The 23405-nt window shown below is 70.7% G+C and carries 22 protein-coding genes; all 22 read left to right on the forward strand.

Annotation, left to right across the window (positions count from 1 at the left end; genetic code table 11):
- Window positions 1-23: 23 nt before the first annotated feature.
- The 22 genes from DXZ73_RS28570 (at window position 24) to DXZ73_RS28675 (ending at window position 23404) form a co-directional block, all read left to right on the forward strand.
- Complete coding sequence (locus DXZ73_RS28570; protein WP_116213896.1) at window positions 24-563, forward strand: response regulator; 540 nt, start codon at window positions 24-26, stop codon at window positions 561-563.
- A gap of 73 nt (window positions 564-636) precedes the next feature.
- The gene (nrtL, locus tag DXZ73_RS28575) at window positions 637-1458 is read left to right on the forward strand and encodes an ArgS-related anticodon-binding protein NrtL (RefSeq protein ID WP_116213897.1); all 822 of its coding nucleotides are present in this window, start codon (window positions 637-639) and stop codon (window positions 1456-1458) included.
- 13 nt (window positions 1459-1471) lie between these two features.
- Window positions 1472-2863: a diaminopimelate decarboxylase gene (gene lysA / locus DXZ73_RS28580; RefSeq protein WP_116213898.1), complete on the forward strand. Its 1392-nt coding sequence runs from the start codon at window positions 1472-1474 to the stop codon at window positions 2861-2863.
- 121 nt (window positions 2864-2984) lie between these two features.
- The gene (locus tag DXZ73_RS28585; protein WP_116213899.1) at window positions 2985-4277 is read left to right on the forward strand and encodes a homoserine dehydrogenase; all 1293 of its coding nucleotides are present in this window, start codon (window positions 2985-2987) and stop codon (window positions 4275-4277) included.
- Between the two features lie 34 nt (window positions 4278-4311).
- Entirely contained in the window at window positions 4312-5382 is a 1071-nt protein-coding gene (gene thrC, locus DXZ73_RS28590; RefSeq protein WP_116215921.1) for a threonine synthase, read from the forward strand.
- Between the two features lie 252 nt (window positions 5383-5634).
- Window positions 5635-6549, forward strand: coding sequence for a homoserine kinase (gene thrB, locus DXZ73_RS28595; RefSeq protein ID WP_116213900.1), 915 nt, complete (start codon window positions 5635-5637; stop codon window positions 6547-6549).
- A gap of 407 nt (window positions 6550-6956) precedes the next feature.
- Window positions 6957-9038 (forward strand): transcription termination factor Rho, encoded by a 2082-nt coding sequence (rho, locus tag DXZ73_RS28600; protein WP_116213901.1) that lies wholly within the window; start codon window positions 6957-6959, stop codon window positions 9036-9038.
- Between the two features lie 295 nt (window positions 9039-9333).
- Complete coding sequence (locus tag DXZ73_RS28605) at window positions 9334-10452, forward strand: LCP family protein (RefSeq protein WP_425315875.1); 1119 nt, start codon at window positions 9334-9336, stop codon at window positions 10450-10452.
- 156 nt (window positions 10453-10608) lie between these two features.
- Window positions 10609-10830: a 50S ribosomal protein L31 gene (gene rpmE, locus DXZ73_RS28610; RefSeq protein WP_116213902.1), complete on the forward strand. Its 222-nt coding sequence runs from the start codon at window positions 10609-10611 to the stop codon at window positions 10828-10830.
- Window positions 10831-10933: 103 nt separating this feature from the next.
- The gene (prfA, locus tag DXZ73_RS28615; RefSeq protein ID WP_116213903.1) at window positions 10934-12013 is read left to right on the forward strand and encodes a peptide chain release factor 1; all 1080 of its coding nucleotides are present in this window, start codon (window positions 10934-10936) and stop codon (window positions 12011-12013) included.
- A 93-nt stretch (window positions 12014-12106) separates the two neighbouring features.
- A complete protein-coding gene (prmC, locus tag DXZ73_RS28620; RefSeq protein ID WP_116213904.1) occupies window positions 12107-12952 on the forward strand; it encodes a peptide chain release factor N(5)-glutamine methyltransferase in 846 nt (281 codons plus the stop codon).
- A gap of 53 nt (window positions 12953-13005) precedes the next feature.
- Window positions 13006-13653: an L-threonylcarbamoyladenylate synthase gene (locus DXZ73_RS28625; RefSeq protein ID WP_116213905.1), complete on the forward strand. Its 648-nt coding sequence runs from the start codon at window positions 13006-13008 to the stop codon at window positions 13651-13653.
- A complete protein-coding gene (locus tag DXZ73_RS28630; protein ID WP_116213906.1) occupies window positions 13650-14309 on the forward strand; it encodes a protein-tyrosine-phosphatase in 660 nt (219 codons plus the stop codon). The genes DXZ73_RS28625 and DXZ73_RS28630 overlap by 4 nt, the downstream gene beginning before the upstream one ends.
- A gap of 169 nt (window positions 14310-14478) precedes the next feature.
- A complete protein-coding gene (gene glyA / locus DXZ73_RS28635) occupies window positions 14479-15774 on the forward strand; it encodes a serine hydroxymethyltransferase (RefSeq protein WP_116213907.1) in 1296 nt (431 codons plus the stop codon).
- 112 nt (window positions 15775-15886) lie between these two features.
- Window positions 15887-17227: an MraY family glycosyltransferase gene (locus tag DXZ73_RS28640; protein ID WP_116213908.1), complete on the forward strand. Its 1341-nt coding sequence runs from the start codon at window positions 15887-15889 to the stop codon at window positions 17225-17227.
- A gap of 251 nt (window positions 17228-17478) precedes the next feature.
- Window positions 17479-17916 (forward strand): hypothetical protein, encoded by a 438-nt coding sequence (locus tag DXZ73_RS28645; protein ID WP_116213909.1) that lies wholly within the window; start codon window positions 17479-17481, stop codon window positions 17914-17916.
- Window positions 17917-18195: 279 nt separating this feature from the next.
- Entirely contained in the window at window positions 18196-18990 is a 795-nt protein-coding gene (gene atpB, locus DXZ73_RS28650; RefSeq protein ID WP_205519380.1) for a F0F1 ATP synthase subunit A, read from the forward strand.
- Window positions 18991-19066: 76 nt separating this feature from the next.
- Window positions 19067-19318, forward strand: coding sequence for an ATP synthase F0 subunit C (atpE, locus tag DXZ73_RS28655; protein ID WP_087926250.1), 252 nt, complete (start codon window positions 19067-19069; stop codon window positions 19316-19318).
- 42 nt (window positions 19319-19360) lie between these two features.
- On the forward strand, window positions 19361-19918 hold the full coding sequence (locus DXZ73_RS28660) for a F0F1 ATP synthase subunit B (RefSeq protein WP_116213911.1): 558 nt from the start codon (window positions 19361-19363) through the stop codon (window positions 19916-19918).
- Window positions 19915-20730 (forward strand): F0F1 ATP synthase subunit delta, encoded by an 816-nt coding sequence (locus DXZ73_RS28665; protein WP_116213912.1) that lies wholly within the window; start codon window positions 19915-19917, stop codon window positions 20728-20730. The genes DXZ73_RS28660 and DXZ73_RS28665 overlap by 4 nt, the downstream gene beginning before the upstream one ends.
- 140 nt (window positions 20731-20870) lie before the next feature.
- The gene (atpA, locus tag DXZ73_RS28670) at window positions 20871-22463 is read left to right on the forward strand and encodes a F0F1 ATP synthase subunit alpha (RefSeq protein WP_087926247.1); all 1593 of its coding nucleotides are present in this window, start codon (window positions 20871-20873) and stop codon (window positions 22461-22463) included.
- Between the two features lie 23 nt (window positions 22464-22486).
- Window positions 22487-23404, forward strand: coding sequence for a F0F1 ATP synthase subunit gamma (locus DXZ73_RS28675; protein WP_116213913.1), 918 nt, complete (start codon window positions 22487-22489; stop codon window positions 23402-23404).
- Window position 23405 lies beyond the last annotated feature (1 nt).

The raw sequence follows: 23405 nt of genomic DNA on the forward strand, positions 1-23405 counted from the left end.
GCGGGGGAGGTCGCCCGCACGGGGTGGAAGTGGGGAAAACCCGGACGCAGCGTGGCGGGCGCGCTTACTCTCGGGGTGTGCCTGGCTTGTCCGGCCGGGTCCTTGTCGTCGACGACAACAAGGTCATCCGGCAGCTGATCAGGGTCAACCTCGAGCTGGAGGGCTTCGAGGTCGTGACCGCGGCCGATGGTGCCGAGTGCCTGGAGATCGTGCATCGCGTGCGTCCCGATGTCGTGACCCTGGATGTCGTCATGCCCCGGCTCGACGGGTTGCTCACGGCCGCGCGGCTGCGGGCCGACGCGCGGACCCGGGACATACCGATCGCGATCATCAGCGCCTGCACCCAGCCGGAGGTCGACAGCGGGCGGTCCGCCGGGGTCGACGCGTTCCTGGCGAAGCCCTTCGAACCGACGGAGATGGTCCGGCTCGTCCGGAGGCTGATGCGGCACCGCAAGGCAGAGGGCGACGACGGGTTGCCGGGGGCCCCGGCCCCCGGGGACACCGGCTCCGTCCACGGCGTGGGTTCCGTCTGCCGCGCGGAATCCGCGAGGAGAGCGGACTAGCCCGCGACGACCGTGTCCCACCTGTCGAAACCTGCTCGCCGAGCCTCCCCCCTTCTCGCCTAGGCTTGGCCCCGTGACCCCCGCCGATCTCTCCCGCACCGTTCTGCACACGGTGCGACGTGCCATCGAGGCCGACGAGCTGAGCGCCGTCGTGCCCGACCGGGTCACCGTGCGGGTCCCGCCCCGGCCGGGGTGCGGGGACTACGCCACCAATGTCGCCCTGCGGCTCGCCCAGGAGAGCGGCAGACCGGCCCCCGAGATCGCCGAAGTGCTGCGGCGCAGGCTCGCCGCCGAGCCCGGCATCGCGACGGTCGAGATCGCAGGACCCGGGTTCCTCAACATCACCCTTGAGGGCGCTTCCTACATCCGGCTCGTACGGGACGTGCTCGACGCGGGGGAGCCGGGCAGGCCGATGGACCTGCCCGATCCGCCGCCCGACCTCATCCGCCGACTCGGCGCCGACGCCGCCCGCTGGAGCCTGCTCTGCCCCCCGGGCACGGACCGCGACCTGCTGCTGGTGCAGCGCGAGAGCAACCCCCTCTTCCGCGTCCGGTACGCCCACGCCCGCAGCCGGGCCCTGCTGCGCAACGCCCATGACCTGGGCTTCGGCTCCGAGCCGGGGGACGTCCCGGACGAGACCGCGGCCCCCGTGCTCGCCGCCCTCGCGGACCACGCCCGCATCGGCGCCACCCGCGCGCCCGACCGGCTCGCCCGGCACCTCGAACGTCTCGCCGACGCCTTCCTCCGCTGGCAGGCGGCGTGTCCCACGCTGCCGCGCGGTGACGAGAAACCCTTGGCCGTCCACCGCGCCCGACTGGCCCTCGCCGAGGCCACGGGCAAGGTGCTGGCCGACGGCCTCCACCAGCTCGGCATCACCGCACCCGCACACCTCTGAGGAGATCAGAGCCATGAGCCGTTCCGCCCACCCCGCCGGGCCCCGCTACGCCGACGTCCTTCCCGAGGGGCACTACGCCGCCCCGCCCGCGGACCTCAACGACCTGGACCCGCGGGTGTGGGCCCGTACGGTCTCGCGGGACGCCGACGGGGTGGCCACCGTCGGCGGGATCAAGGTGACCGACCTCGCAGAGGAGTTCGGGACGCCCGCCTTCTTCCTCGACGAGGAGGACTTCCGGGCGCGCTGCCGGGCCTGGCGCGACGCCTTCGGCACGGAGGCCGACGTCTTCTACGCGGGCAAGGCGTTCCTCTCCCGCGCCGTCGTCCGCTGGCTGCACGAGGAGGGGCTCAACCTCGACGTCTGCTCGGAGGGCGAGCTGGCCACCGCCCTCGACGCCGGGATGCCCGCCGAGCGCATCGCGTTGCACGGCAACAACAAGTCCACCCGCGAGATCACCCGCGCCGTCGAGGCGGGCGTCGGACGGATCGTCCTGGACTCCTTCCAGGAGATCGTCCGTGTCGCGCACATCGCCGAGCGGCTCGGCAGGCGCCAGCGCGTGCAGATCCGGGTGACCGTCGGCGTCGAGGCGCACACCCACGAATTCATCGCGACCGCGCACGAGGACCAGAAGTTCGGGCTCGCGCTCGCCGGGGGACAGGCCGCCGAGGCCGTCCGCCGCGCGCTCAAGCTCGACGGCCTGGAGCTCATCGGCATCCACTCCCACATCGGGTCGCAGATCTTCGACACCTCGGGCTTCGAGGTGGCCGCGCACCGCGTCGTCGGGCTGCTCAAGGACATCCGCGACGAGCACGGCGTCGAGCTGCCCGAGATCGACCTCGGCGGCGGCCTCGGCATCGCCTACACCTCCGACGACGACCCGCGCGAGCCGCACGAGATCGCCAAGGCGCTCGGCGACATCGTCACCCGCGAGTGCGCGGCCGCGGGTCTCGCGGTGCCGCGGCTGTCCGTGGAGCCGGGGCGCGCCATCGCCGGACCGACCGCCTTCACCCTCTACGAGGTCGGCACCGTCAAGGAGCTGCCGGGCCTGCGGACGTATGTGAGCGTGGACGGCGGCATGTCGGACAACATCCGCACCGCGCTCTACGACGCGGAGTACAGCGTCGCCCTGGTCTCCCGGACCTCCACCGCCGAGCCGATGCTCTCGCGCGTCGTCGGCAAGCACTGCGAGTCCGGCGACATCGTCGTGCGCGACGCCTTCCTCCCCGCCGACCTGGCCCCCGGCGACCTGCTGGCCGTGCCCGCGACCGGCGCGTACTGCCGCTCCATGGCCAGCAACTACAACCACGCGCTGCGCCCGCCGGTCGTCGCGGTCAAGGACGGCGCGGCCCGGGTGATCGTCCGGCGGGAGACGGAAGAGGACCTCTTCCGCCTCGACGTCGGCTGATCCGACGGGAAAGCCGATGGAAAAGCCGAAGTAAAAATCTCGGATACTGGACGAGGGACGGAAACCCTCGTCCGGTGAGTGAGACTGGTGTACCACCGAAGATGTACAGAAACGAGGTCGGATGATGCGTACGCGTCCGCTGAAAGTGGCGCTGCTGGGCTGTGGAGTGGTCGGCTCAGAGGTGGCGCGCATCATGACGACGCACGCGGACGACCTCACGGCGCGCATCGGCGCACCCGTCGAGCTCGCCGGTATCGCCGTGCGCCGTCCGGGCCGGGTGCGGGCGGGGGTGCCGGAGGAGCTGATCACCACCGACGCCACCGCGCTCGTCAAACGCGGTGACATCGACGTGGTCGTCGAGGTCATCGGCGGCATCGAGCCGGCCCGCACGCTGATCACCACGGCCTTCGAGCACGGCGCGAGCGTCGTGTCCGCCAACAAGGCGCTGCTCGCCGGGGACGGCGCGGCCCTGCACGCCGCGGCCGAGGCCCAGGGCGCGGACCTCTACTACGAGGCCGCCGTCGCCGGCGCCATCCCGCTCGTACGGCCGCTGCGCGAGTCGCTGGCCGGCGACAAGGTCAACCGGGTGCTCGGCATCGTCAACGGCACGACCAACTTCATCCTCGACAAGATGGACACCAGCGGAGCGGGCTACTCCGAAGCGCTGGACGAGGCCACCGCGCTCGGCTACGCGGAGGCCGACCCGACCGCCGACGTCGAGGGCTTCGACGCCGCCGCGAAGGCCGCGATCCTGGCCGGTATCGCCTTCCACACGCGGGTGCGCCTCGACGACGTCTATCGCGAGGGCATGACGGAGGTCACCGCCGCGGACTTCGCGTCCGCGAAGCGGATGGGCTGCACCATCAAGCTGCTCGCCATCTGCGAGCGCGCCGCCGACGGCCGGTCGGTCACCGCCCGCGTGCACCCGGCGATGATCCCGCTGAGCCACCCGCTGGCGTCGGTGCGCGAGGCGTACAACGCGGTGTTCGTGGAGGCCGAGGCGGCCGGCCGGCTGATGTTCTACGGGCCCGGGGCCGGCGGTTCGCCCACCGCGTCCGCGGTACTCGGCGACCTCGTCGCCGTCTGCCGCAACAAGGTGGCGGAGACCACCGGACCAGGCGAATCCGCTTACACCCGGCTGCCCGTGAGCCCGATGGGCGATGTGGTCACCCGCTACCACATCAGCCTCGACGTGGCCGACAAGCCCGGTGTCCTGGCACAGGTCGCCACGGTCTTCGCCGCGCACGGCGTGTCGATCGACACGGTCCGCCAGACGGGCAAGGACGGCGAGGCGTCCCTCGTCGTCGTCACGCACCGCGCCCCCGACGCCGCCCTCTCGGCGACCGTCGAGGCGCTGCGCAAGCTGGACACGGTCCGCGGTGTCGCGAGCATCATGCGGGTCGAAGGCGAATAAGGGGAGCAAGGAAGCAATGTCTGCCAACAACGGTCTGCGGACCTCCGGCACCCACCAGTGGCGCGGCATCATCGAGGAGTACCGCGACCGGCTCCCCGTCTCGGCCGACACGCCGGTCGTCACCCTGCGCGAGGGCGGCACGCCGCTCGTCCCCGCGCAGGTGCTCTCGGAGCGCACCGGATGTGACGTCCACCTCAAGGTCGAGGGCGCGAACCCGACCGGGTCCTTCAAGGACCGCGGGATGACCATGGCCATCACCCGGGCCAAGGAGGAGGGCGCCAAGGCCGTCATCTGCGCCTCCACCGGCAACACCTCCGCCTCGGCCGCCGCCTACGCCGTTCGGGCCGGGATGGTCTGCGCCGTCCTGGTGCCGCAGGGCAAGATCGCACTCGGGAAGATGGGCCAGGCGCTGGTCCACGGCGCGCGCATCCTCCAGGTCGACGGCAACTTCGACGACTGCCTGACGCTGGCGCGCGGGCTGTCCGAGGAGTACCCCGTCGCGCTGGTCAACTCCGTGAACCCGGTGCGGATCGAGGGCCAGAAGACCGCCGCCTTCGAGATCGTGGACGCGCTCGGCGACGCGCCGGACATCCATGTCCTGCCGGTCGGCAACGCGGGCAACATCACGGCCTACTGGCGCGGTTACCGCGAGTACGCCACGGACGGGATCGCCACCCGCAGGCCCCGGATGTGGGGATTCCAGGCGTCCGGTTCCGCGCCCATCGTGCGCGGCGAGCCGGTGAAGGACCCGCACACCATCGCCACCGCGATCCGCATCGGCAACCCCGCCTCGTGGCGGTTCGCCGAGGAGGCGCGCGACGAATCGGGCGGCCTCATCGACGAGGTGACCGACCGACAGATCCTGGCCGCCTACCGCCTGTTGGCCTCGCAGGAGGGCGTCTTCGTCGAGCCGGCCTCGGCCGCGAGCGTCGCCGGCCTGCTCAAGGCCGCCGAGCAGGGCCTGGTCGACCCGGGCCAGCGCATCGTCTGTACGGTCACGGGCAACGGCCTCAAGGACCCGGACTGGGCGGTCGCGGGCGCTCCGCAGCCGCTCACCGTGCCGGTGGACGCGAAGGCCGCCGCCCGCCAGCTCGGTCTGGTCTGACGTCAGAAACCGGGGCCCCGCCCCGGACCGGTCCCGAAACCGCCGGACGGGCCGGGCCCCCGAATCGGGGAGAGCCCGTCCGGCGCAGGCGACGCGCCTCCCGTGCCCTATGTCGCCGCTGAACCTTCCTTCGATAGGCTGTACTCACTCCGCCCCGTCGCAGACCCCCGCCGTCACCGTGCGGCATCTCGTCGCGGCCCTTGCGGATGTTGCACGCCCTGCCGAGGCCACACCAAGGAGAGTCATCGAGCGATGGCCGGTCCCGCGTTCCGCGCCGCCGCTGTCCGCGTGCGCACCCCCGCCACCAGCGCAAACCTCGGCCCCGGCTTCGACGCCCTGGGTCTGTCGCTGGGGCTCTACGACGACGTCGTGGTCCGGGTGGCCGAGTCCGGGCTGCACATCGACATCGCGGGCGAGGGCGCCGAGACCCTGCCGCGCGACGAGAGCCACCTGCTCGTACGGGCCCTGCGCACCGCCTTCGACCTGCTCGGCGGCCAGCCGCGCGGCCTGGAGGTCGTCTGTGCCAACCGCATCCCGCACGGCCGGGGCCTGGGCTCCTCCTCGGCCGCCATCTGCGCGGGCATAGTCGCCGCCCGCGCCGTGACCATAGGCGGGGCCGAGAAGCTCGACGACGCGGCGCTGCTGGAGCTCGCCACGGAGATCGAGGGCCACCCGGACAATGTCGCGGCCTGCCTGCTCGGCGGATTCACCTTGGCGTGGATGGAGTCGGGCGTGGCACGGGCCATTCGGATGAACCCTGCGGATTCCATCGTTCCGGTGGTCTTCGTGCCGTCGAAACCCGTACTGACCGAGACCGCGCGCGGGCTGCTGCCGCGCAGCGTCCCCCATGTGGACGCCGCGGCCAACGCCGGGCGCGCGGCGCTGCTCGTCGAGGCGATGACCAGGCGCCCCGAGCTGCTGCTGCCGGCCACCGAGGACCGGCTCCACCAGGAATACCGGGCTCCGGCGATGCCGGAGAGCGTGGCCCTGGTCAACCGACTGCGCGCGGACGGCGTCCCCGCGGTCATCTCCGGCGCGGGCCCCACGGTGCTCGCGCTGGCCGAGAACGGTGCGGCCGCCCAGGTCGCACGGCTGGCGGGCGAGGGGTGGGCGGCCAACCGGCTGGCCCTCGACGCCGGGGGGACGAGCGTGCTTCCGCTCGCCTGACCAGCGCGGGCCCCGGGGCTCGCGAAAATAGCGGTTGCCGGTCTTTGAGAGGGGGAATGTTTGTGGGATCCGGTAGTGTTAACCTCAAGTCTGCACTCGAAGCCACATCGGCTCGGTGCTCTGTGTCCCGATCAGGGACCGCTTTTCTTCCGGGAGCCTCCCAAACTGCCTGAGCAGCCTGCCTGAGCAGATTCGAGCACGCTCCGGAATCGGCGTGGGCGACATGAGTGAAGTTGATGCGTCATGTCTTCACCTCATTTCTTCACGCCGGAACCAATGAACTGATTCTTCCGCCGTACCGGCGGACCACCGCCCCGGCCCGGTCCGCAAAGCCAGACCGCAGCCGGACAGCACAACCGGTCGCCGAGCCAGACAGGCCGACGCCCGCTCCAGGGAAGGACCCCTTCGTGAGCGACACCACCGATCTGATGGGCGTGACCGCCTCCGGCACTGCCAACAGTGCCTCGGGCAATGCCTCCGCGCCCGCCACGGACGCTCCCGCCGCGCCTGCCACCGGTGCTGCCACCGCCCCCAAGCGGCGACGTTCGGGCACGGGCCTCGACGCCATGGTCCTGGCCGAGCTCCAGCAGCTCGCCTCCAGCCTCGGCATCAAGGGCACCGCGCGGATGCGCAAAGGCCAGCTGATCGAGGTCATCAAGGAGAAGCAGGCCGGCTCCGCCGCGCCCGCCAAGACCACGAGCGCCGAGCCCGCCAAGGCGGCGTCCGACACCGAGACCAAGCCCAAGCGGCGCGCCACCTCCAAGGCGCGTACGGGCGAGGCGGCCGAGAAGGCCGAGAAGCCGGCCGAGAAGGCCGCGACGCAGCAGCAGATCGAGATCCCGGGCCAGCCGAGCAGCGATGAGCAGCCGGCCGGCGAGCGCCGTCGCCGCCGGGCGACCGCGCCTTCGGGCAGCCCCGAGCCCGCCGTCGAGGCCAAGGCCGAGGCGCGCACCGAGGAGCGGGCCGAGGCCGCGGCGGACAGCGCCGAGGGCAGGGCCGCCAAGGCCGGCGAGCGCGACCGCGGCCAGAAGGGCGAGCGCCGTGACCGCGGCGAGCGCGGCCAGCGGGGCGAGCGCGGTGAGCGTGGTGACCGCGGCGAGCGTGGTGACCGCGAGCGCGGCGACCGCGACCGCCGGGGCAACCGCGGCGAGGACGCCGGCCAGCAGGGCGGCAACCGCCAGCAGCGCGACAACCGTGGCGCGCCGCAGGGCGGCCCCCAGGGCGGCCCGCAGGACGAGGACGACTTCGAGGGCGGCCGCCGCGGCCGCCGCGGCCGCTACCGCGACCGCCGTGGCCGTCGTGGCCGTGACGAGGGCTTCGGCAACGAGCCGCAGGTCTCGGACGACGACGTCCTGATCCCCGTCGCGGGCATTTTGGACATCCTCGACAACTACGCGTTCATCCGGACGTCCGGCTACCTCCCGGGCCCGAACGACGTCTATGTCTCCCTCGCCCAGGTCCGCAAGAACGGCCTGCGCAAGGGTGACCACGTCACCGGCGCGGTCCGGCAGCCGAAGGACGGCGAGCGGCGCGAGAAGTTCAACGCCCTCGTCCGCCTCGACTCGGTGAACGGCATGGCGCCCGAAACCGGGCGCGGTCGGCCGGAGTTCGGCAAGCTCACCCCGCTCTACCCGCAGGACCGCCTGCGGTTGGAGTCGGACCCGGGTGTGCTGACGACCCGGATCATCGACCTGGTCGCGCCGATCGGCAAGGGCCAGCGCGGTCTGATCGTGGCCCCGCCGAAGACCGGCAAGACCATGATCATGCAGGCGATCGCCAACGCGATCACCATCAACAACCCCGAGTGCCACCTGATGGTCGTCCTGGTCGACGAGCGTCCGGAAGAGGTCACCGACATGCAGCGGTCGGTCAAGGGCGAGGTCATCTCCTCGACCTTCGACCGCCCGGCCGAGGACCACACCACGGTCGCCGAGCTGGCCATCGAGCGCGCCAAGCGCCTGGTGGAGCTGGGTCACGACGTGGTGGTCCTGCTGGACTCGATCACCCGTCTGGGCCGCGCCTACAACCTGGCCGCCCCGGCCTCGGGCCGCATCCTGTCCGGTGGTGTCGACTCGACCGCGCTCTACCCGCCGAAGAAGTTCTTCGGCGCCGCGCGCAACATCGAGGACGGCGGCTCGCTGACCATCCTGGCCACCGCGCTGGTCGAGACCGGCTCGCGCATGGACGAGGTGATCTTCGAGGAGTTCAAGGGCACCGGCAACATGGAGCTCAAGCTCGACCGGAAGCTCGCCGACAAGCGCATCTTCCCGGCCGTGGACGTGGACGCCTCCGGCACCCGCAAGGAGGAGATCCTCCTGGGTGGCGAGGAGCTGGCCATCGTCTGGAAGCTCCGCCGGGTGCTGCACGCGCTCGACTCGCAGCAGGCCATCGAGCTGCTTCTCGACAAGATGAAGCAGACGAAGTCCAACGCCGAGTTCCTGATGCAGATCGCGAAGACCACGCCCTCCTCGGGCAACGGCAACGACTGATCCGTAAGCGCGCACGACACGGGACCTCCCCGCCGCCCGGCGGGGAGGTCCCGTGCTTCGTTATCCGCTTGTGATCTTCTGAGATCTGCGTCACGGGACCGCCATGTGAACCTGGCCGGAACCGATGCCCCGCGGATGGCCGAAACCGCAGGTGACGGCGGGCGAGGCGGTTAGGTGTACGGGCCACTGGCCGGGGCTTTTCTAAGAAGGTCCTCAGATTCCGCTGTGCAACCCTGACGCAGACTTCCCCGTCAACCAGCAGGGGGCAGACAGACAGCGAAGGACTGAGGAGCGCATGGGCGACGACAGCATGGGTACGCCGACGGGTTCGCACCGCCGCCGTGCCGGCGGTGGGCGTGGCCGGCGGCGCAAGGTCCGGGCCCGTCGCAAGGGCTGGCGAATAGCCGCGTGGACGACGGCCGGTGTGGTCGTCGCCGGAGGCGTCGGCGCCGGTTTCCTCTACTTCAAGTTCAACGGCAACCTCACCAGCGTCGACATCAACGCGGCCCTGGGCAAGAACCGCCCGGCCAACATCGACAACGGCTCCCAGGACATCCTCGTCCTCGGCTCCGACTCGCGCGCCGGTGACAACGGCAAGTACGGCAAGGACGAGGGCAGCTCCCGCTCCGACACGGCGATGATCGTGCATGTCTACGCGGGTCACAAGAAGGCCAGCGTCGTCAGCATCCCGCGCGACACGATGGTCCCCCGCCCCGCGTGCAAGATGCCCGACGGCAAGACCAGCCCGGCCGTCAAGCGCGCGCAGTTCAACGAGGCGTACACGGTGGGCGGCGCGGCCTGCGCGGTCGCCACCGTCGAGCAGATGACCAACATCCGCATGGACCACTACATGGAGGTCGACTTCGCCGGCTTCCAGAAGCTGATCGACAAGCTGGGCGGGGTGCAGGTCACCACCACCAAGCCGATCCGCGACAAGTGGAGCCACCTCAATCTGGAGCCGGGCACCCACACCCTCAACGGCGAGCAGTCCCTCGGGCTCGTCCGCACCCGGCACGGCGTCGGCGACGGCAGCGACCTCGGGCGGATCAAGCTCCAGCAGGCGTTCATCAAGGCCCTGCTCGACCAGGTCAAGCACATCGGCCTGTTCACCAGCCCCACCAAGCTCTACGGGATCGCCGACACCGCCACCAAGACGCTCACCACCGACAGCGAGCTGGGCTCCCTGGAGAAGCTCTCCTCCTTCGCCGACGGGCTCAAGGGCATCGGTTCCGGCGACATGCACATGGTGACGCTGCCGGTCGGCGACGACCCCATCGACGCCAACCGCGTCGCCCCGATGCCCGAGCAGTCCAAGCAGCTCTGGGACGCCCTCCGGAGCGACCAGCCGATCCCGGACTCCGCGGTCAAGGACGGTGCGGGGGCCAAGACCGGCGCCGACGACGTCGTGAAATAGGGCCCCGGCGGCCCCTCGGGGCCCGCTGGAATAACCGGCCGCCACCTCTCGTTTTGGGGGATACGGCCAGTGCTGGCAAACTGGTACGTCGGCCCCGGTTCACGTAAGGCAATCCCGCCCTGCGACCCGGAGCCCTCCCGAACCTAGGAGATCCCCTTGAAGCGCGAAATCCACCCGGATTACGTCGAGACCCAGGTCAGCTGCACCTGTGGCGCCTCGTTCACCACGCGTAGCACCGTCGCCGGCGGCAACATCCGTGCCGACGTGTGCTCCGAGTGCCACCCGTTCTACACGGGCAAGCAGAAGATCCTCGACACCGGTGGCCGTGTGGCGCGGTTCGAGGCCCGCTTCGGCAAGGCCGCTGCGGCCAAGAAGTAGCGACCCGCAGGCGCCGGTTCTCGGTCGCCCTTCGCGTGCGAGGGGTGACCGGACCGGCGCTTTGTCGTCCAGCAGGCCCGTCACTTCCAGCTAGGGAAACTTGATGTTCGAGGCAGTCGAGGAACTGATCGGTGAGCACGCCGACCTCGAGAAGCGGCTCGCCGACCCCGCCGTACACGCGGACCAGGCCAACGCCCGCAAGCTCAACAAGCGCTACGCCGAGCTGACCCCGATCGTCGGGACGTACCGCTCCTGGAAGCAGACCGGCGAGGACATCGCGACCGCGCGCGAGTTCGCGGCCGACGACCCCGACTTCGCCGCCGAGGTCAAGGAGCTGGAGAAGCAGCGCGAGCAGCTCACCGAGAAGCTCCGCCTGCTGCTCGTCCCGCGCGACCCCAGCGACGACAAGGACGTCATCCTCGAGGTCAAGGCGGGCGCGGGCGGCGACGAGTCCGCGCTCTTCGCCGGCGACCTGCTGCGGATGTACCTCCGCTACGCCGAGCGCGTGGGCTGGAAGACCGAGATCATCGACTCCACCGAGTCGGAGCTGGGCGGCTACAAGGACGTCCAGGTCGCCGTGAAGACCAAGGGTGGCCAGGGCGCCACCGAGCCCGGCCAGGGCGTCTGGGCCCGGCTGAAGTACGAGGGCGGGGTGCACCGCGTCCAGCGCGTGCCCGCCACCGAGTCCCAGGGCCGGATCCACACCTCCGCCGCCGGCGTGCTCGTCACGCCCGAGGCCGAGGAGATCGACGTCGAGATCCACGCCAACGACCTGCGCATCGACGTCTACCGCTCGTCGGGTCCCGGCGGCCAGTCCGTCAACACCACCGACTCGGCCGTCCGCATCACCCACCTGCCGACCGGTATCGTCGCCTCCTGCCAGAACGAGAAGAGCCAGCTCCAGAACAAGGAGCAGGCCCTGCGCATCCTGCGGTCCCGGCTGCTCGCCGCCGCCCAGGAAGAGGCCGAGAAGAACGCCGCGGACGCCCGCCGCAGCCAGGTCCGTACCGTGGACCGCTCCGAAAAGATCCGGACGTACAACTTCCCTGAAAACCGCATCTCGGACCACCGGGTCGGCTTCAAGGCGTACAACTTGGACCAGGTGCTCGACGGCGACCTGGACGCGATGATCCAGGCTTGCGTCGACGCGGACTCGGCGGCCAAGCTCGCCGACGCGAGCTGATCCGAGGACAGACCCGTCATCGATCGCCGGACGGGCCCGGCAACGGGACCGCCCGACGACGGAACGACCGAACGAACGCGCGAGAGGACCACTGTGAATCTGCTGCTCGCCGAGGTGGCGCAAGCCACTCAGCGGCTGGCCGACGCCGGCGTACCTTCTCCGCGCTTCGACGCGGAGGAGCTCGCCGCCTTTGTGCACGGCGTCAAGCGGGGTGAGCTGCACAACGTGGCGGACGCCGACTTCGACGCCCGCTACTGGGAGGCCGTCGCCCGCCGCGAGGCCCGCGAACCTCTCCAGCACATCACCGGCCGCGCCTTCTTCCGCTACCTGGAGCTCCAGGTGGGCCCCGGCGTCTTCGTGCCCCGCCCCGAGACCGAGTCGGTCGTCGGCTGGGCCATAGACGCCGTGCGCGCCATGGACGTCGTCGAACCCCTCATCGTCGACCTGTGCACCGGCTCCGGGGCCATCGCCCTCGCCCTCGCCCAGGAAGTGCCGCGCTCGCGCGTGCACGCCGTCGAGCTCGACGAGGGCGCCCTCGGCTGGGCCCGCAAGAACGTCGAGGGCTCGCGCGTCAACCTGCACCACGGCAACGCCCTCACCGCGCTCCCCGAGCTCGACGGCCAGGTCGACCTGGTGATCTCCAACCCGCCGTACATCCCGCTCACCGAGTGGGAGTACGTCGCCCCCGAGGCCCGCGACCACGACCCCGAGCTCGCGCTCTTCTCCGGTGAGGACGGCCTCGACACCATCCGCGGCATCGAGCGCACCGCCCACCGGCTGCTCCGCCCGGGCGGCGTCGTCGTCATCGAGCACGCCGACACCCAGGGCGGCCAGGTGCCGTGGATCTTCACCGAGGAGCGGGGCTGGGCCGACGCGGCCGACCACCCCGACCTCAACAACCGCCCCCGGTTCGCCACCGCCCGGAAGGCGACGCCGTGACCACGGCACTCCGGACAACTGCCCTGTTTGCCCCGTACGAGGAGGTCCGTTAGATGGCACGGCGATACGACTGCAGCGACGCGACCGACCGCAGGACCGGTCTGCGCGAGGCCGTTGCCGCGGTCCGCCGCGGCGAGCTGGTCGTGCTGCCCACCGACACCGTGTACGGCATCGGTGCGGACGCCTTCAGCCGGGACGCCGTGGGCGACCTCCTGGAGGCCAAGGGCCGCGGCCGGGGCATGCCCTCGCCCGTCCTGGTCGGCTCCCCGAACACCCTGCACGGGCTCGTCACGGACTTCTCCGAGCAGGCCTGGGAGCTCGTCGACGCCTTCTGGCCCGGCGCGCTCACCCTCGTCGCCACCCACCAGCCGTCGCTCACCTGGGACCTGGGGGAGACCCGCGGCACCGTCGCCGTCCGGATGCCGCTGCACCCGGTCGCCATCGAGCTGCTCACCGAGTTCGGCCCGATGGCCGTCTCCAGCGCCAACCTCACCGGCCACCCGGCGCCGCAGGACTGCGACGCCGCCCAGGGCATGCTCGGCGACTCCGTCTCCGTCTACCTCGACGGCGGGCCCACCCCCGCCGACGTGCCGTCCTCCATCGTGGACGTCACCGGCAAGGTCCCCGTCCTGCTGCGCGCCGGTGCCATCAGCGCCGAGCAGCTCCGCGAGGTAGTGCCCGACCTCGAGGTGGCGAATTGATCGCCCCGCAGGGGCGTGGCATAGCGGGACCGGGCACGGACAGTTCCACCGACACCTTCCGCATCCTCCACGTCAGCACCGGCAACGTCTGCCGCTCGCCCATCACCGAGCGGCTGACCCGCCATGCCCTCACCGACCGCCTCGGCGACCCCTTCACGGGCGGCCTGGTGGTGGAGAGCGCGGGCACCTGGGGACACGAGGGCGCCCCGATGGAGGCGCACGCCGCCACCGTCCTGGCCGACCTCGGCGCCGACCCGCACGGCTTCATCGGCCGGGAGCTCCTGGACGAGCACGTCATCCGTGCCGACCTGGTGCTCACCGCCACCCGCGACCACCGTGCCCAGGTCATCTCCATGGGCCACTCCGCGGGCCTGCGCACCTTCACGCTGAAGGAGTTCACCCGGCTGGTGCGGGCCATAGACCCCGCGACCCTCCCGGACCCCGAGCGGGCCGGCGGGGTGGTCGACCGCGCCCGCGCCCTGGTGCAGGCCGCGGCCGCGCTGCGCGGCTGGCTGCTGGCGCCCAACGCGGAGGCCGACGAGGTCCACGACCCCTACGGCGCGCCCATCACCTTCTTCCGCTCCATCGGCGACGAGATCAACCAGGCGCTCGACCCGGTCCTCACCGCCCTCACCGGGGTACCGGGCCGCCCCTGACGCGCGGCTCGCGTACCGCGGCGCCGCGGTACGCCGATTCGGAACAGCGCGGAACAGTCCGGAAAGTCCGGAGCAGTGCGGAAACAATCAGCGGCAAAACCGGGCATCCGGGACACCGCGGGCCTACATTGGTGCTGAGCCCATCGCACCGCACAGGTCGGAGTCCGCGATGTCCACCCCTCTGCCCACCCAGGGCGTCAGTGCCGCCGCGGCACCCGACTGGCCGCGCGGCGACTGGGCCCACGGCCTGGACGCGCTGACGCGGCAGGACCCGGAGATCGCCGGCCTCCTCCTAGCCGAGGCCGACCGCCAGGCCAGGGGCCTCCAGCTGATCGCCGCCGAGAACTTCACCTCACCCGCCGTCCTCGCCGCCCTCGGCTCCCCGCTCGCCAACAAATACGCCGAGGGCTACCCCGGCGCCCGCCACCACGGCGGCTGCGAAGTGGTCGACCTCGCCGAGCGCACCGCCGTCGAACGCGCCAAGGCGCTCTTCGGCGCCGAGCACGCCAACGTCCAGCCGCACTCCGGCTCCGCCGCCGTCCTCGCCGCCTACGCGGCCCTGCTGCGCCCCGGCGACACCGTGCTCGCCATGGCCCTCCCGCAGGGCGGCCACCTCACCCACGGCTCCCCGGCGAACTTCTCGGGCCGCTGGTTCGACTTCGTCGGCTACGGGGTGCGCCGCGACACCGGCCTGATCGACTACGACCAGGTGCGCGACCTCGCCAGGGAACACCGGCCGCAGGCGATCGTCTGCGGCTCGATCTCCTACCCCCGCCACCCCGACTACGCCGCCTTCCGGGACATCGCCGACGACGTGGGCGCGTACCTCGTCGCCGACGCCGCCCACCCCATCGGCCTGATCGCCGGGGGAGCGGCCCCCAGCCCCGTGCCGTACGCGGACGTCGTCTGCGCGACCACCCACAAGGTGCTGCGCGGGCCGCGCGGCGGGCTGATCCTGTGCCGCGCCGCGCTCGCGGGCCGCGTCGACCGCGCGGTCTTCCCCTTCACCCAGGGCGGCGCGCAGATGCACACCGTCGCGGCCAAGGCCGTGGCCTTCGGCGAGGCCGCGACCCCCGCCTTCACCGCGTACGCCCATCAGGTCGTGGCCAACGCTCGTATCCTTGCCGCCGCCCTGGCCGCTGAGGGCGTCGCTGTGACCACGGGCGGCACCGACACGCACATTGTCACCGGCGACGTCTCCGCGCTCGCCCTGGACGCCGTCACGGCCCGCGCCCGGCTCGCCGCGGCGGGCATCGTCCTCGACATCTGCGGCCTGCCCCACGGCACCGCCCACGGCCTGCGGCTGGGCACCGCCGCGGTCACCACCCAGGGCATGCGCGAGCCCGAGATGGCCCGGATCGCCGTCCTGCTGGGCGCGGCGCTCGGCGGCGGCCCCGACGGCGGGCCACGCGCGGCGGTCACCGAGCTCGTGCGGGCCTTCCCTCCTTATCCCGCCCACATCTGACGGCTGCAACCATCTCGGGATGGCCGTACGTCTACAGCTGTATTCACGTATCGGGGGCGGACGCGAATATGGTGTGGGGCTGTGATGACCAGCGCGACCTCTGGGGCGGCCCGTGCGTGAATACCTCCTGACGCTGTGCGTCACCGCGGCGGTCACCTACCTGCTGACGGGACCGGTGCGGAAGTTCGCGATCGTGGCCGGCGCCATGCCGGAGATCCGCGCGCGGGACGTGCACCGTGAGCCCACACCGCGGCTCGGCGGCATCGCCATGTTCGGCGGGCTCTGCGCCGGCCTGCTCGTCGCCGCGCACCTGTCGAACCTCGGGAAGGTCTTCGACCTCGGCAACGAGCCACGCGCCCTGCTCTCCGGCGCCGGGCTGATCTGGCTGCTCGGCGTGCTGGACGACAAGTGGGGCGTGGACGCCTTGGTGAAGCTCGGCGGCCAGATGATCGCCGCCGGCGTGATGGTGCTCCAGGGCCTGACGATCCTGTGGATCCCGGTGCCCGGCGTCGGCACGGTCGCGCTCACCTCCATGCAGGGCACCCTGCTCACGGTCGCCCTCGTCGTGATCACCATCAACGCGGTGAACTTCGTCGACGGCCTGGACGGCCTCGCCTCGGGCATGGTCTGCATCGCCGCCGCGGCGTTCTTCCTCTACGCCTACCGGCTCTGGTACGGACACAACATCGAGGCGGCCGCCCCCGCGACGCTCTTCGCCGCCGTGCTGATGGGCATGTGCCTGGGCTTCCTGCCGCACAACATGCACCCCGCCCGCATCTTCATGGGCGACTCCGGTTCCATGCTCATCGGCCTCGTGCTGGCCGCGGGCGCCATCTCCATCACCGGCCAGGTCGACCCGGACCTGCTCTACCAGCAGGTGGGCGGCGAGCGGCAGGCCATCCAGGCGATGGTGCCGGTCTACATCCCGCTGCTGCTGCCGCTGACGGTCATCGCCGTGCCGGTGGCCGACCTGCTGCTGGCGATCGTGCGGCGCACCTGGAACGGCCAGTCGCCGTTCGCGGCCGACCGCGGTCACCTGCACCACCGGCTGCTGGAGCTGGGGCACTCGCACAGCCGCGCCGTGCTGATCATGTACTTCTGGTCGGCGCTCATCGGCTTCGGCACGGTGGCGTACTCCGTGCACTCGGCCAGTGGGTGGATCGTGTTCCTCATCGTGGCGCTCAGCGCCGTCGGCCTGGTGCTGTTGCTGCTGCCGCGCTTCAAGCCGCGTGCGCCGCGTTGGGCGGAGGCGTTCGTTCCGCCGCGCTACCGGCGCAAGGCGCGCGCGGCCGGCGCCCCGGAGACCGCCGCCGCGCACGCCGCGACCCCGGCGCTCGCGGGCGCCCCCGAGGAGCGCGAACGCGAGCCCGTGCCGGCCGGGATCCACGGGGCGACCGCCATCGGCGACCGCTCCCGTTTCCACCACGCCAGGAAGATCACCAACCGTCGCTGAGACGCGCATTAGCAGAGGAAACGCGGTCGCGTCAGCTCAATGACCAGCGGGTTGACACGTACGTGTGACGTCCGGCACACGAAGTAGGTAAAGACCTCATCAAATAGTTTGTGATACCGTTCACGAAACCCGGTGCTAGAGCCGAAGGACCGTAGTGCGACGGCCCTTCGTCGAGAGTCATGTCTCACTCCCGGGGATACGCTCGTTCACGACGAATCGTTGCTTCCGACCGATCGCCGGAGAAACCCTTCATGCAGTCCAACGACGCCCGAACACTCCTTCAGTGCGCCGTCCCGACCGCCGCCGCAGGCGCGGTCGCGGTCGCCGTCAGCGGTGTGCTGGCCGGCGGTCACGGCGCGATCGGTGCCGCTGTCGGCACCTTGGTCGCGGGCGGCGTGATGGGCATGGGTCTCTACGTTCTCCAGCGCACCGCCAAGTCGTTTCCGCACTTGTTCCAGGCCATGGGTCTGGTGCTCTACGTGACGCAGTTCCTGATCGCCGCCGTCGTGCTGGCGGTCTTCCGCGACACCACGCTGTTCAACACCCGGGCCTTCGCCTTCGCGCTGCTCGGCGCGGTCCTCGTGTGGACCGCCGCCCAGACCCGCGCCTACCTGAAGGCCAAGATCCTTTATGTCGATCCGGAATCCGTCGAGGCGAAGAAGTCCGCGCCCGCCGGGTCCCCGACGTGACCGGTAGGGCCGCGATAAAGGTGCCGGCGCTCACCTGCTATCGTCCGGTGCCATCTGAGGCACAGTGGGCGCAGGCAGCTGAACACCCGAGTTTCCCGGGACGGAATCGGCAGTCCATGCAGCTGATGCCGAATACCCCGACCGGCCCCGCGCCGATCACCTGCCCCCCCATCCGCAAGACCAGTCCAGTGCCGTTCCGCGGCTGTGCGCCGCGCCGACACAACGAGGTTGCCGTACCTATGCGCCACGCTGAAGGAGCTCGCGGTGAGTGCTAACGAGATGCTCGCCTTCGAGACCGATTGCCACATCTTCGATGGGTGCGGCTTCCCAGCCCCAGGGCTCCACTCGTTCTTGTTTGAACCGCTCTTCACTGTCGGCGGCTACGACTTCAACAAGCCCATGCTGCTGGCCGTGCTCACCACGGTCATCGTCATCGGTTTCTTCTGGGCGGCGTTCGGCCGGGCCAAGGTGGTCCCCGGCAAGCTTCAGATGGTCGGTGAGGCGGGTTACGACTTCGTCCGCCGCGGAATCGTCTACGAGGCGCTCGGCAAGAAGGAGGGGGAGAAGTACGTCCCCCTCATGGTCTCGCTGTTCTTCTTCGTATGGATCATGAACCTGTGGTCGATCATTCCGGTCGCCCAGTTCCCCGTGACGTCGATCATCGCCTTCCCGGCGGCCCTCGCGCTGATCGTCTACGTCCTCTGGATGTACCTGACCTTCAAGAAGCACGGCTTCGTCGGCGGTCTGAAGAACATCACCGGCTACGACAAGTCCCTCGGCCCGGTGCTGCCGCTCGCCATGACCATCGAGTTCTTCTCGAACGTCCTGGTGCGGCCCTTCACCCACGCGGTGCGACTCTTCGCGAACATGTTCGCGGGTCACGTGCTGATCCTGATGTTCACCATCGCCAGCTGGTACCTGATGAACGGCATCGGCTTCGCCTACGCCGGCGTCTCGTTCGTGATGACCGTCGTCATGACCGCGTTCGAGCTCTTCATCCAGGCCGTCCAGGCGTACGTCTTCGTGCTGCTGGCCACCAACTACGTCCAGGGCGCGCTCGCCGAGCACCACTGAGCACCCCCGCTCCCCAGACCAACAATCGTCCGGTGGCCAACCCCCACCGGTCCGTGAAAGAGAAGGAAGAACGAGCATGTCTGCTGCTCTCCAGACCATCGCCGCTGGTGTCGAGATCAAGGGCAACCTGGGCTCGATCGGCTACGGCCTCGCCGCGATCGGCCCCGGCGTCGGCGTCGGCATCGTCTTCGGTAACGGCACCCAGGCGCTGGCCCGTCAGCCCGAGGCCGCCGGCCTGATCCGCGCCAACCAGATCCTCGGCTTCGCCTTCTGTGAGGCGCTCGCCCTGATCGGTCTGGTCATGCCGTTCGTCTACCCGTCTGCCTGATCCGCAGCCTGACGACCACTGTTTTCGACGGAAGGCATTGATGTGAACGCCCTGACATTGGCGGAGGAAGTGGAGAACCCCCTCCTCCCGCCGATCCCAGAGCTCGTCATCGGTCTGATCGCCTTCGCCATCGTCTTCATCTTCCTGGCCAAGAAGCTCCTCCCGATCATCAACAAGACTCTGGACGAGCGTCGGGCGGCCATCGAAGGCGGTATGGAGAAGGCCGAGGCCGCCCAGGCCGAGGCCCAGCAGGTGCTCGAGGACTACCGGGCCCAGCTTGCCGACGCCCGCCACGAGGCCGCTCGGATGCGCCAGGAGGCGCAGGAGCAGGGTGTCGCGGTGATCGCCGAGATGCGGTCCGAGGGACAGCGTCAGCGCGAGGAGATCATCGCTGCCGGCCACGCCCAGATCGAGGCCGACCGCAAGGCCGCCTCGGCCTCGCTCCGCCAGGACGTGGGCAAGCTCGCCACCGACCTGGCAGGCAGGATCGTCGGCGAGTCCCTCGTGGACCACGCCCGGCAGAGCCGCACCATCGACCGCTTCCTCGACGACCTCGAGGTCAAGGCGGGCGACGTGACGAAGGTCGAGGCCACCCGATGAGCGGAGCGAGCCGGGAGGCCCTGGCCTCCGCACGTGAGCGCCTCGACGCACTGGCGGACAACACCTCCGTGGACGCGGCGAAGCTCGCCGAAGAGCTGGCCGCCGTCACCGGGCTGCTCGACCGCGAGGTGTCGCTGCGTCGGGTCCTGACCGACCCGGCGCAGTCCGGCGAGGCCAAGGCCGAGCTGGCCCGGCGCCTGCTCGGCACCCAGGTGGGCGGCGAGACCGCCGACCTGGTGGCCGGCATGGTCCGCTCCCGCTGGTCGCGCTCGCGCGACCTGGTGGACGCGCTCGAGGAGCTGGCCTCCGGTGCCGACCTCGTCGCCGCCGAGCGGGCCGGTGTCCTGGACGATGTCGAGGACGAGCTGTTCCGCTTCGGCCGGATCGTGGGCGGCAGCCCCGAGCTGCGTTCCGCGCTGACGGACAAGGTCGCGAACCGCACGGCCAAGACCGGACTGGTGAGCGAGCTGCTGGGCGGCCGGGCCAACCCGGTCACCGAGCGCCTCGTGATCCGCCTGGTGGGTCAGCCGCGTGGCCGTAGCCTGGAGGCAGGGCTGAACGCCCTGTCCAAGCTGGCCGCCGACCGCCGGGACCGGATGGTCGCGGTGGTCACCTCCGCGGTGCCGCTGAGCGATGCGCAGAAGCAGCGCCTCGGTGACTCGCTGGCCAAGCTGTACGGGCGCCGGGTCCACCTCAACATGGACGTCGACCCCGAGATCCTCGGCGGCGTCCAGGTGCGGATCGGCGACGAGGTCATCAACGGCAGCATCGCCGACCGCCTCGCCGAGGCGGAGCGGCGGATGGCCGGCTGACCGGCCACCAACTCAAGAGCATGACTGACGGCCCGAGTTGGGCCGACGGTGTCCTCCGGGGGCCCGCAGCACGACCGCTGCGGAAACCGGCCCCCGGAGAAGAAATACTTCGGGCCCAACAAGGAGAGCAGGGAACCCAGATGGCGGAGCTCACGATCCGGCCGGAGGAGATCCGGGACGCGCTGGAGAACTTTGTCCAGGCGTACAAGCCGGACGCGGCCTCGCGCGAGGAGGTCGGTACGGTCAGCGTTGCCGGCGACGGCATCGCTAAGGTCGAGGGTCTTCCCTCGGCCATGGCGAACGAGCTGCTGCGGTTCGAGGACGGAACCCTCGGTCTCGCCCTCAACCTCGAGGAGCGCGAGATCGGTGCCGTTGTCCTCGGCGAGTTCAGCGGCATCGAGGAGGGCCAGCCGGTGCAGCGCACCGGTGAGGTGCTCTCCGTCGCGGTCGGCGAGGGCTACCTCGGCCGCGTCGTCGACCCGCTGGGCAACCCGATCGACGGCCTCGGCGAGATCGCGACCGAAGGTCGCCGCGCCCTGGAGCTGCAGGCCCCGGGCGTCATGGTCCGCAAGTCGGTCCACGAGCCGATGCAGACCGGCCTCAAGGCCGTCGACGCCATGGTGCCGATCGGCCGTGGCCAGCGACAGCTGATCATCGGCGACCGCCAGACCGGCAAGACCGCGCTGGCCGTCGACACGATCATCAACCAGCGCGACAACTGGCGCTCCGGCGACCCGAAGAAGCAGGTCCGCTGCATCTACGTCGCCATCGGCCAGAAGGGCTCCACCATCGCGTCCGTGCGCGGCGCGCTGGAGGAGGCGGGCGCCCTGGAGTACACGACGATCGTCGCCGCTCCCGCGTCCGACCCGGCCGGCTTCAAGTACCTCGCCCCGTACACCGGCTCGGCCATCGGCCAGCACTGGATGTACCAGGGCAAGCACGTCCTGATCGTCTTCGACGACCTGTCGAAGCAGGCCGACGCCTACCGCGCCGTGTCCCTGCTGCTGCGCCGCCCGCCGGGCCGTGAGGCCTACCCGGGTGACGTCTTCTACCTGCACTCGCGTCTGCTGGAGCGCTGCGCCAAGCTCTCCGACGAGATGGGTGCCGGCTCGATGACCGGTCTGCCGATCGTCGAGACCAAGGCCAACGACGTCTCGGCGTTCATCCCGACCAACGTCATCTCCATCACCGACGGCCAGTGCTTCCTGGAGTCCGACCTGTTCAACGCGGGCCAGCGCCCGGCGCTGAACGTCGGTATCTCGGTCTCCCGCGTCGGTGGTTCCGCCCAGCACAAGGCCATGAAGCAGGTCTCCGGCCGGCTTCGCGTGGACCTCGCCCAGTACCGCGAGCTGGAGGCGTTCGCCGCCTTCGGTTCCGACCTGGACGCGGCCTCGAAGTCGCAGCTGGAGCGCGGCAAGCGCATGGTCGAGCTGCTGAAGCAGGGCCAGTACGCCCCGTACTCGGTCGAGGACCAGGTCGTCTCCGTCTGGGCCGGCACCACCGGCAAGATGGACGACGTGCCGGTCGAGGACATCCAGCGCTTCGAGCGCGAGATGCTCGACTACCTGGGCCGCGAGCACAAGGGCCTGATGACCAGCATCGTCGAGGGCGGCAAGATGTCCGACGACACCCTCCAGGCGCTCGCCGACGCCATCGCCACCTTCAAGAAGCAGTTCGAGACCTCGGACGGCAAGCTTCTCGGTGACGACGCCACGGCCGGCTCCGCGAAGTGACGACGACGGAAGGGACCTGATCCATGGGAGCCCAGCTCCGGGTCTACAAGCGTCGCATCCGCTCCGTCACCGCGACCAAGAAGATCACCAAGGCGATGGAGATGATCGCCGCCTCGCGCATCGTCAAGGCGCAGCGCCAGGTGGCGGCATCGACGCCGTACGCGAGTGAACTCACCCGCGCGGTGACGGCGGTTGCGACCGGTTCGAACACCAAGCACGCGCTGACCACCGAGGTCGAGCGCCCGGTCCGGGCCGCGGTCCTGCTCGTCACGAGCGACCGCGGTCTGGCCGGCGGCTACTCCTCCAACGCCATCAAGGCCGCGGACCGCCTCACCGGGCGCCTGCGCTCGGAGGGCAAGGACGTCGTCACGTACATCATCGGCCGCAAGGGCGTTGCGTACTACGGCTTCCGGGAGCGTCCGGTGGCGGAGTCGTGGACCGGCTTCACCGACAGCCCGACGTACGCGGACGCCAAGCGCGTCGCGGGTCCGCTGATCGAGGCCGTCCAGCTGGACACCGCCGAGGGCGGCGTCGACGAGCTGCACATCGTCTTCACCGAGTTCGTCTCGATGATGACGCAGTCGCCCGTCGAGAAGCGGCTGCTGCCGCTCACCCTCGACAAGTCGGAGGAGCCCGAGGAGGCCGCGAAGGGCAAGATCCTTCCGCTCTTCGACTTCGAGCCGTCGGCCGAGGACGTCCTCGACGCGCTGCTGCCGCGGTACGTCGAGAGCCGGATCTACAACGCGCTGCTGCAGTCGGCCGCTTCCGAGCACGCCGCCCGCCGCCGCGCGATGAAGTCGGCGACCGACAACGCCGGCGAACTCATCAAGTCGCTGTCGCGGCTTGCCAATGCGGCCCGCCAGGCCGAAATCACCCAGGAAATCAGCGAGATCGTCGGTGGCTCCAGTGCCCTGGCCGACGCTAACGCGGGGAGTGACTGAC

The sequence above is a fragment of the Streptoverticillium olivoreticuli subsp. olivoreticuli genome, assembly GCF_003391135.1.
GTDB lineage: Bacteria > Actinomycetota > Actinomycetes > Streptomycetales > Streptomycetaceae > Streptomyces > Streptomyces blastmyceticus.

Bases quoted from the DNA above. Each gene is read 5' to 3' on its own strand.
- prfA (WP_116213903.1), top strand. From the start codon at position 10,934: ATGTTCGAGGCAGTCGAGGAACTGATCGGTGAGCACGCCGACCTCGAG.
- DXZ73_RS28645 (WP_116213909.1), top strand. From the start codon at position 17,479: ATGCAGTCCAACGACGCCCGAACACTCCTTCAGTGCGCCGTCCCGACC.
- thrB (WP_116213900.1), top strand. From the start codon at position 5,635: ATGGCCGGTCCCGCGTTCCGCGCCGCCGCTGTCCGCGTGCGCACCCCC.
- DXZ73_RS28675 (WP_116213913.1), top strand. From the start codon at position 22,487: ATGGGAGCCCAGCTCCGGGTCTACAAGCGTCGCATCCGCTCCGTCACC.
- glyA (WP_116213907.1), top strand. From the start codon at position 14,479: ATGTCCACCCCTCTGCCCACCCAGGGCGTCAGTGCCGCCGCGGCACCC.
- DXZ73_RS28605 (WP_425315875.1), top strand. From the start codon at position 9,334: ATGGGCGACGACAGCATGGGTACGCCGACGGGTTCGCACCGCCGCCGT.
- atpA (WP_087926247.1), top strand. From the start codon at position 20,871: ATGGCGGAGCTCACGATCCGGCCGGAGGAGATCCGGGACGCGCTGGAG.
- lysA (WP_116213898.1), top strand. From the start codon at position 1,472: ATGAGCCGTTCCGCCCACCCCGCCGGGCCCCGCTACGCCGACGTCCTT.
- atpE (WP_087926250.1), top strand. From the start codon at position 19,067: ATGTCTGCTGCTCTCCAGACCATCGCCGCTGGTGTCGAGATCAAGGGC.
- atpB (WP_205519380.1), top strand. From the start codon at position 18,196: ATGCTCGCCTTCGAGACCGATTGCCACATCTTCGATGGGTGCGGCTTC.
- DXZ73_RS28625 (WP_116213905.1), top strand. From the start codon at position 13,006: ATGGCACGGCGATACGACTGCAGCGACGCGACCGACCGCAGGACCGGT.
- DXZ73_RS28585 (WP_116213899.1), top strand. From the start codon at position 2,985: ATGATGCGTACGCGTCCGCTGAAAGTGGCGCTGCTGGGCTGTGGAGTG.
- DXZ73_RS28665 (WP_116213912.1), top strand. From the start codon at position 19,915: ATGAGCGGAGCGAGCCGGGAGGCCCTGGCCTCCGCACGTGAGCGCCTC.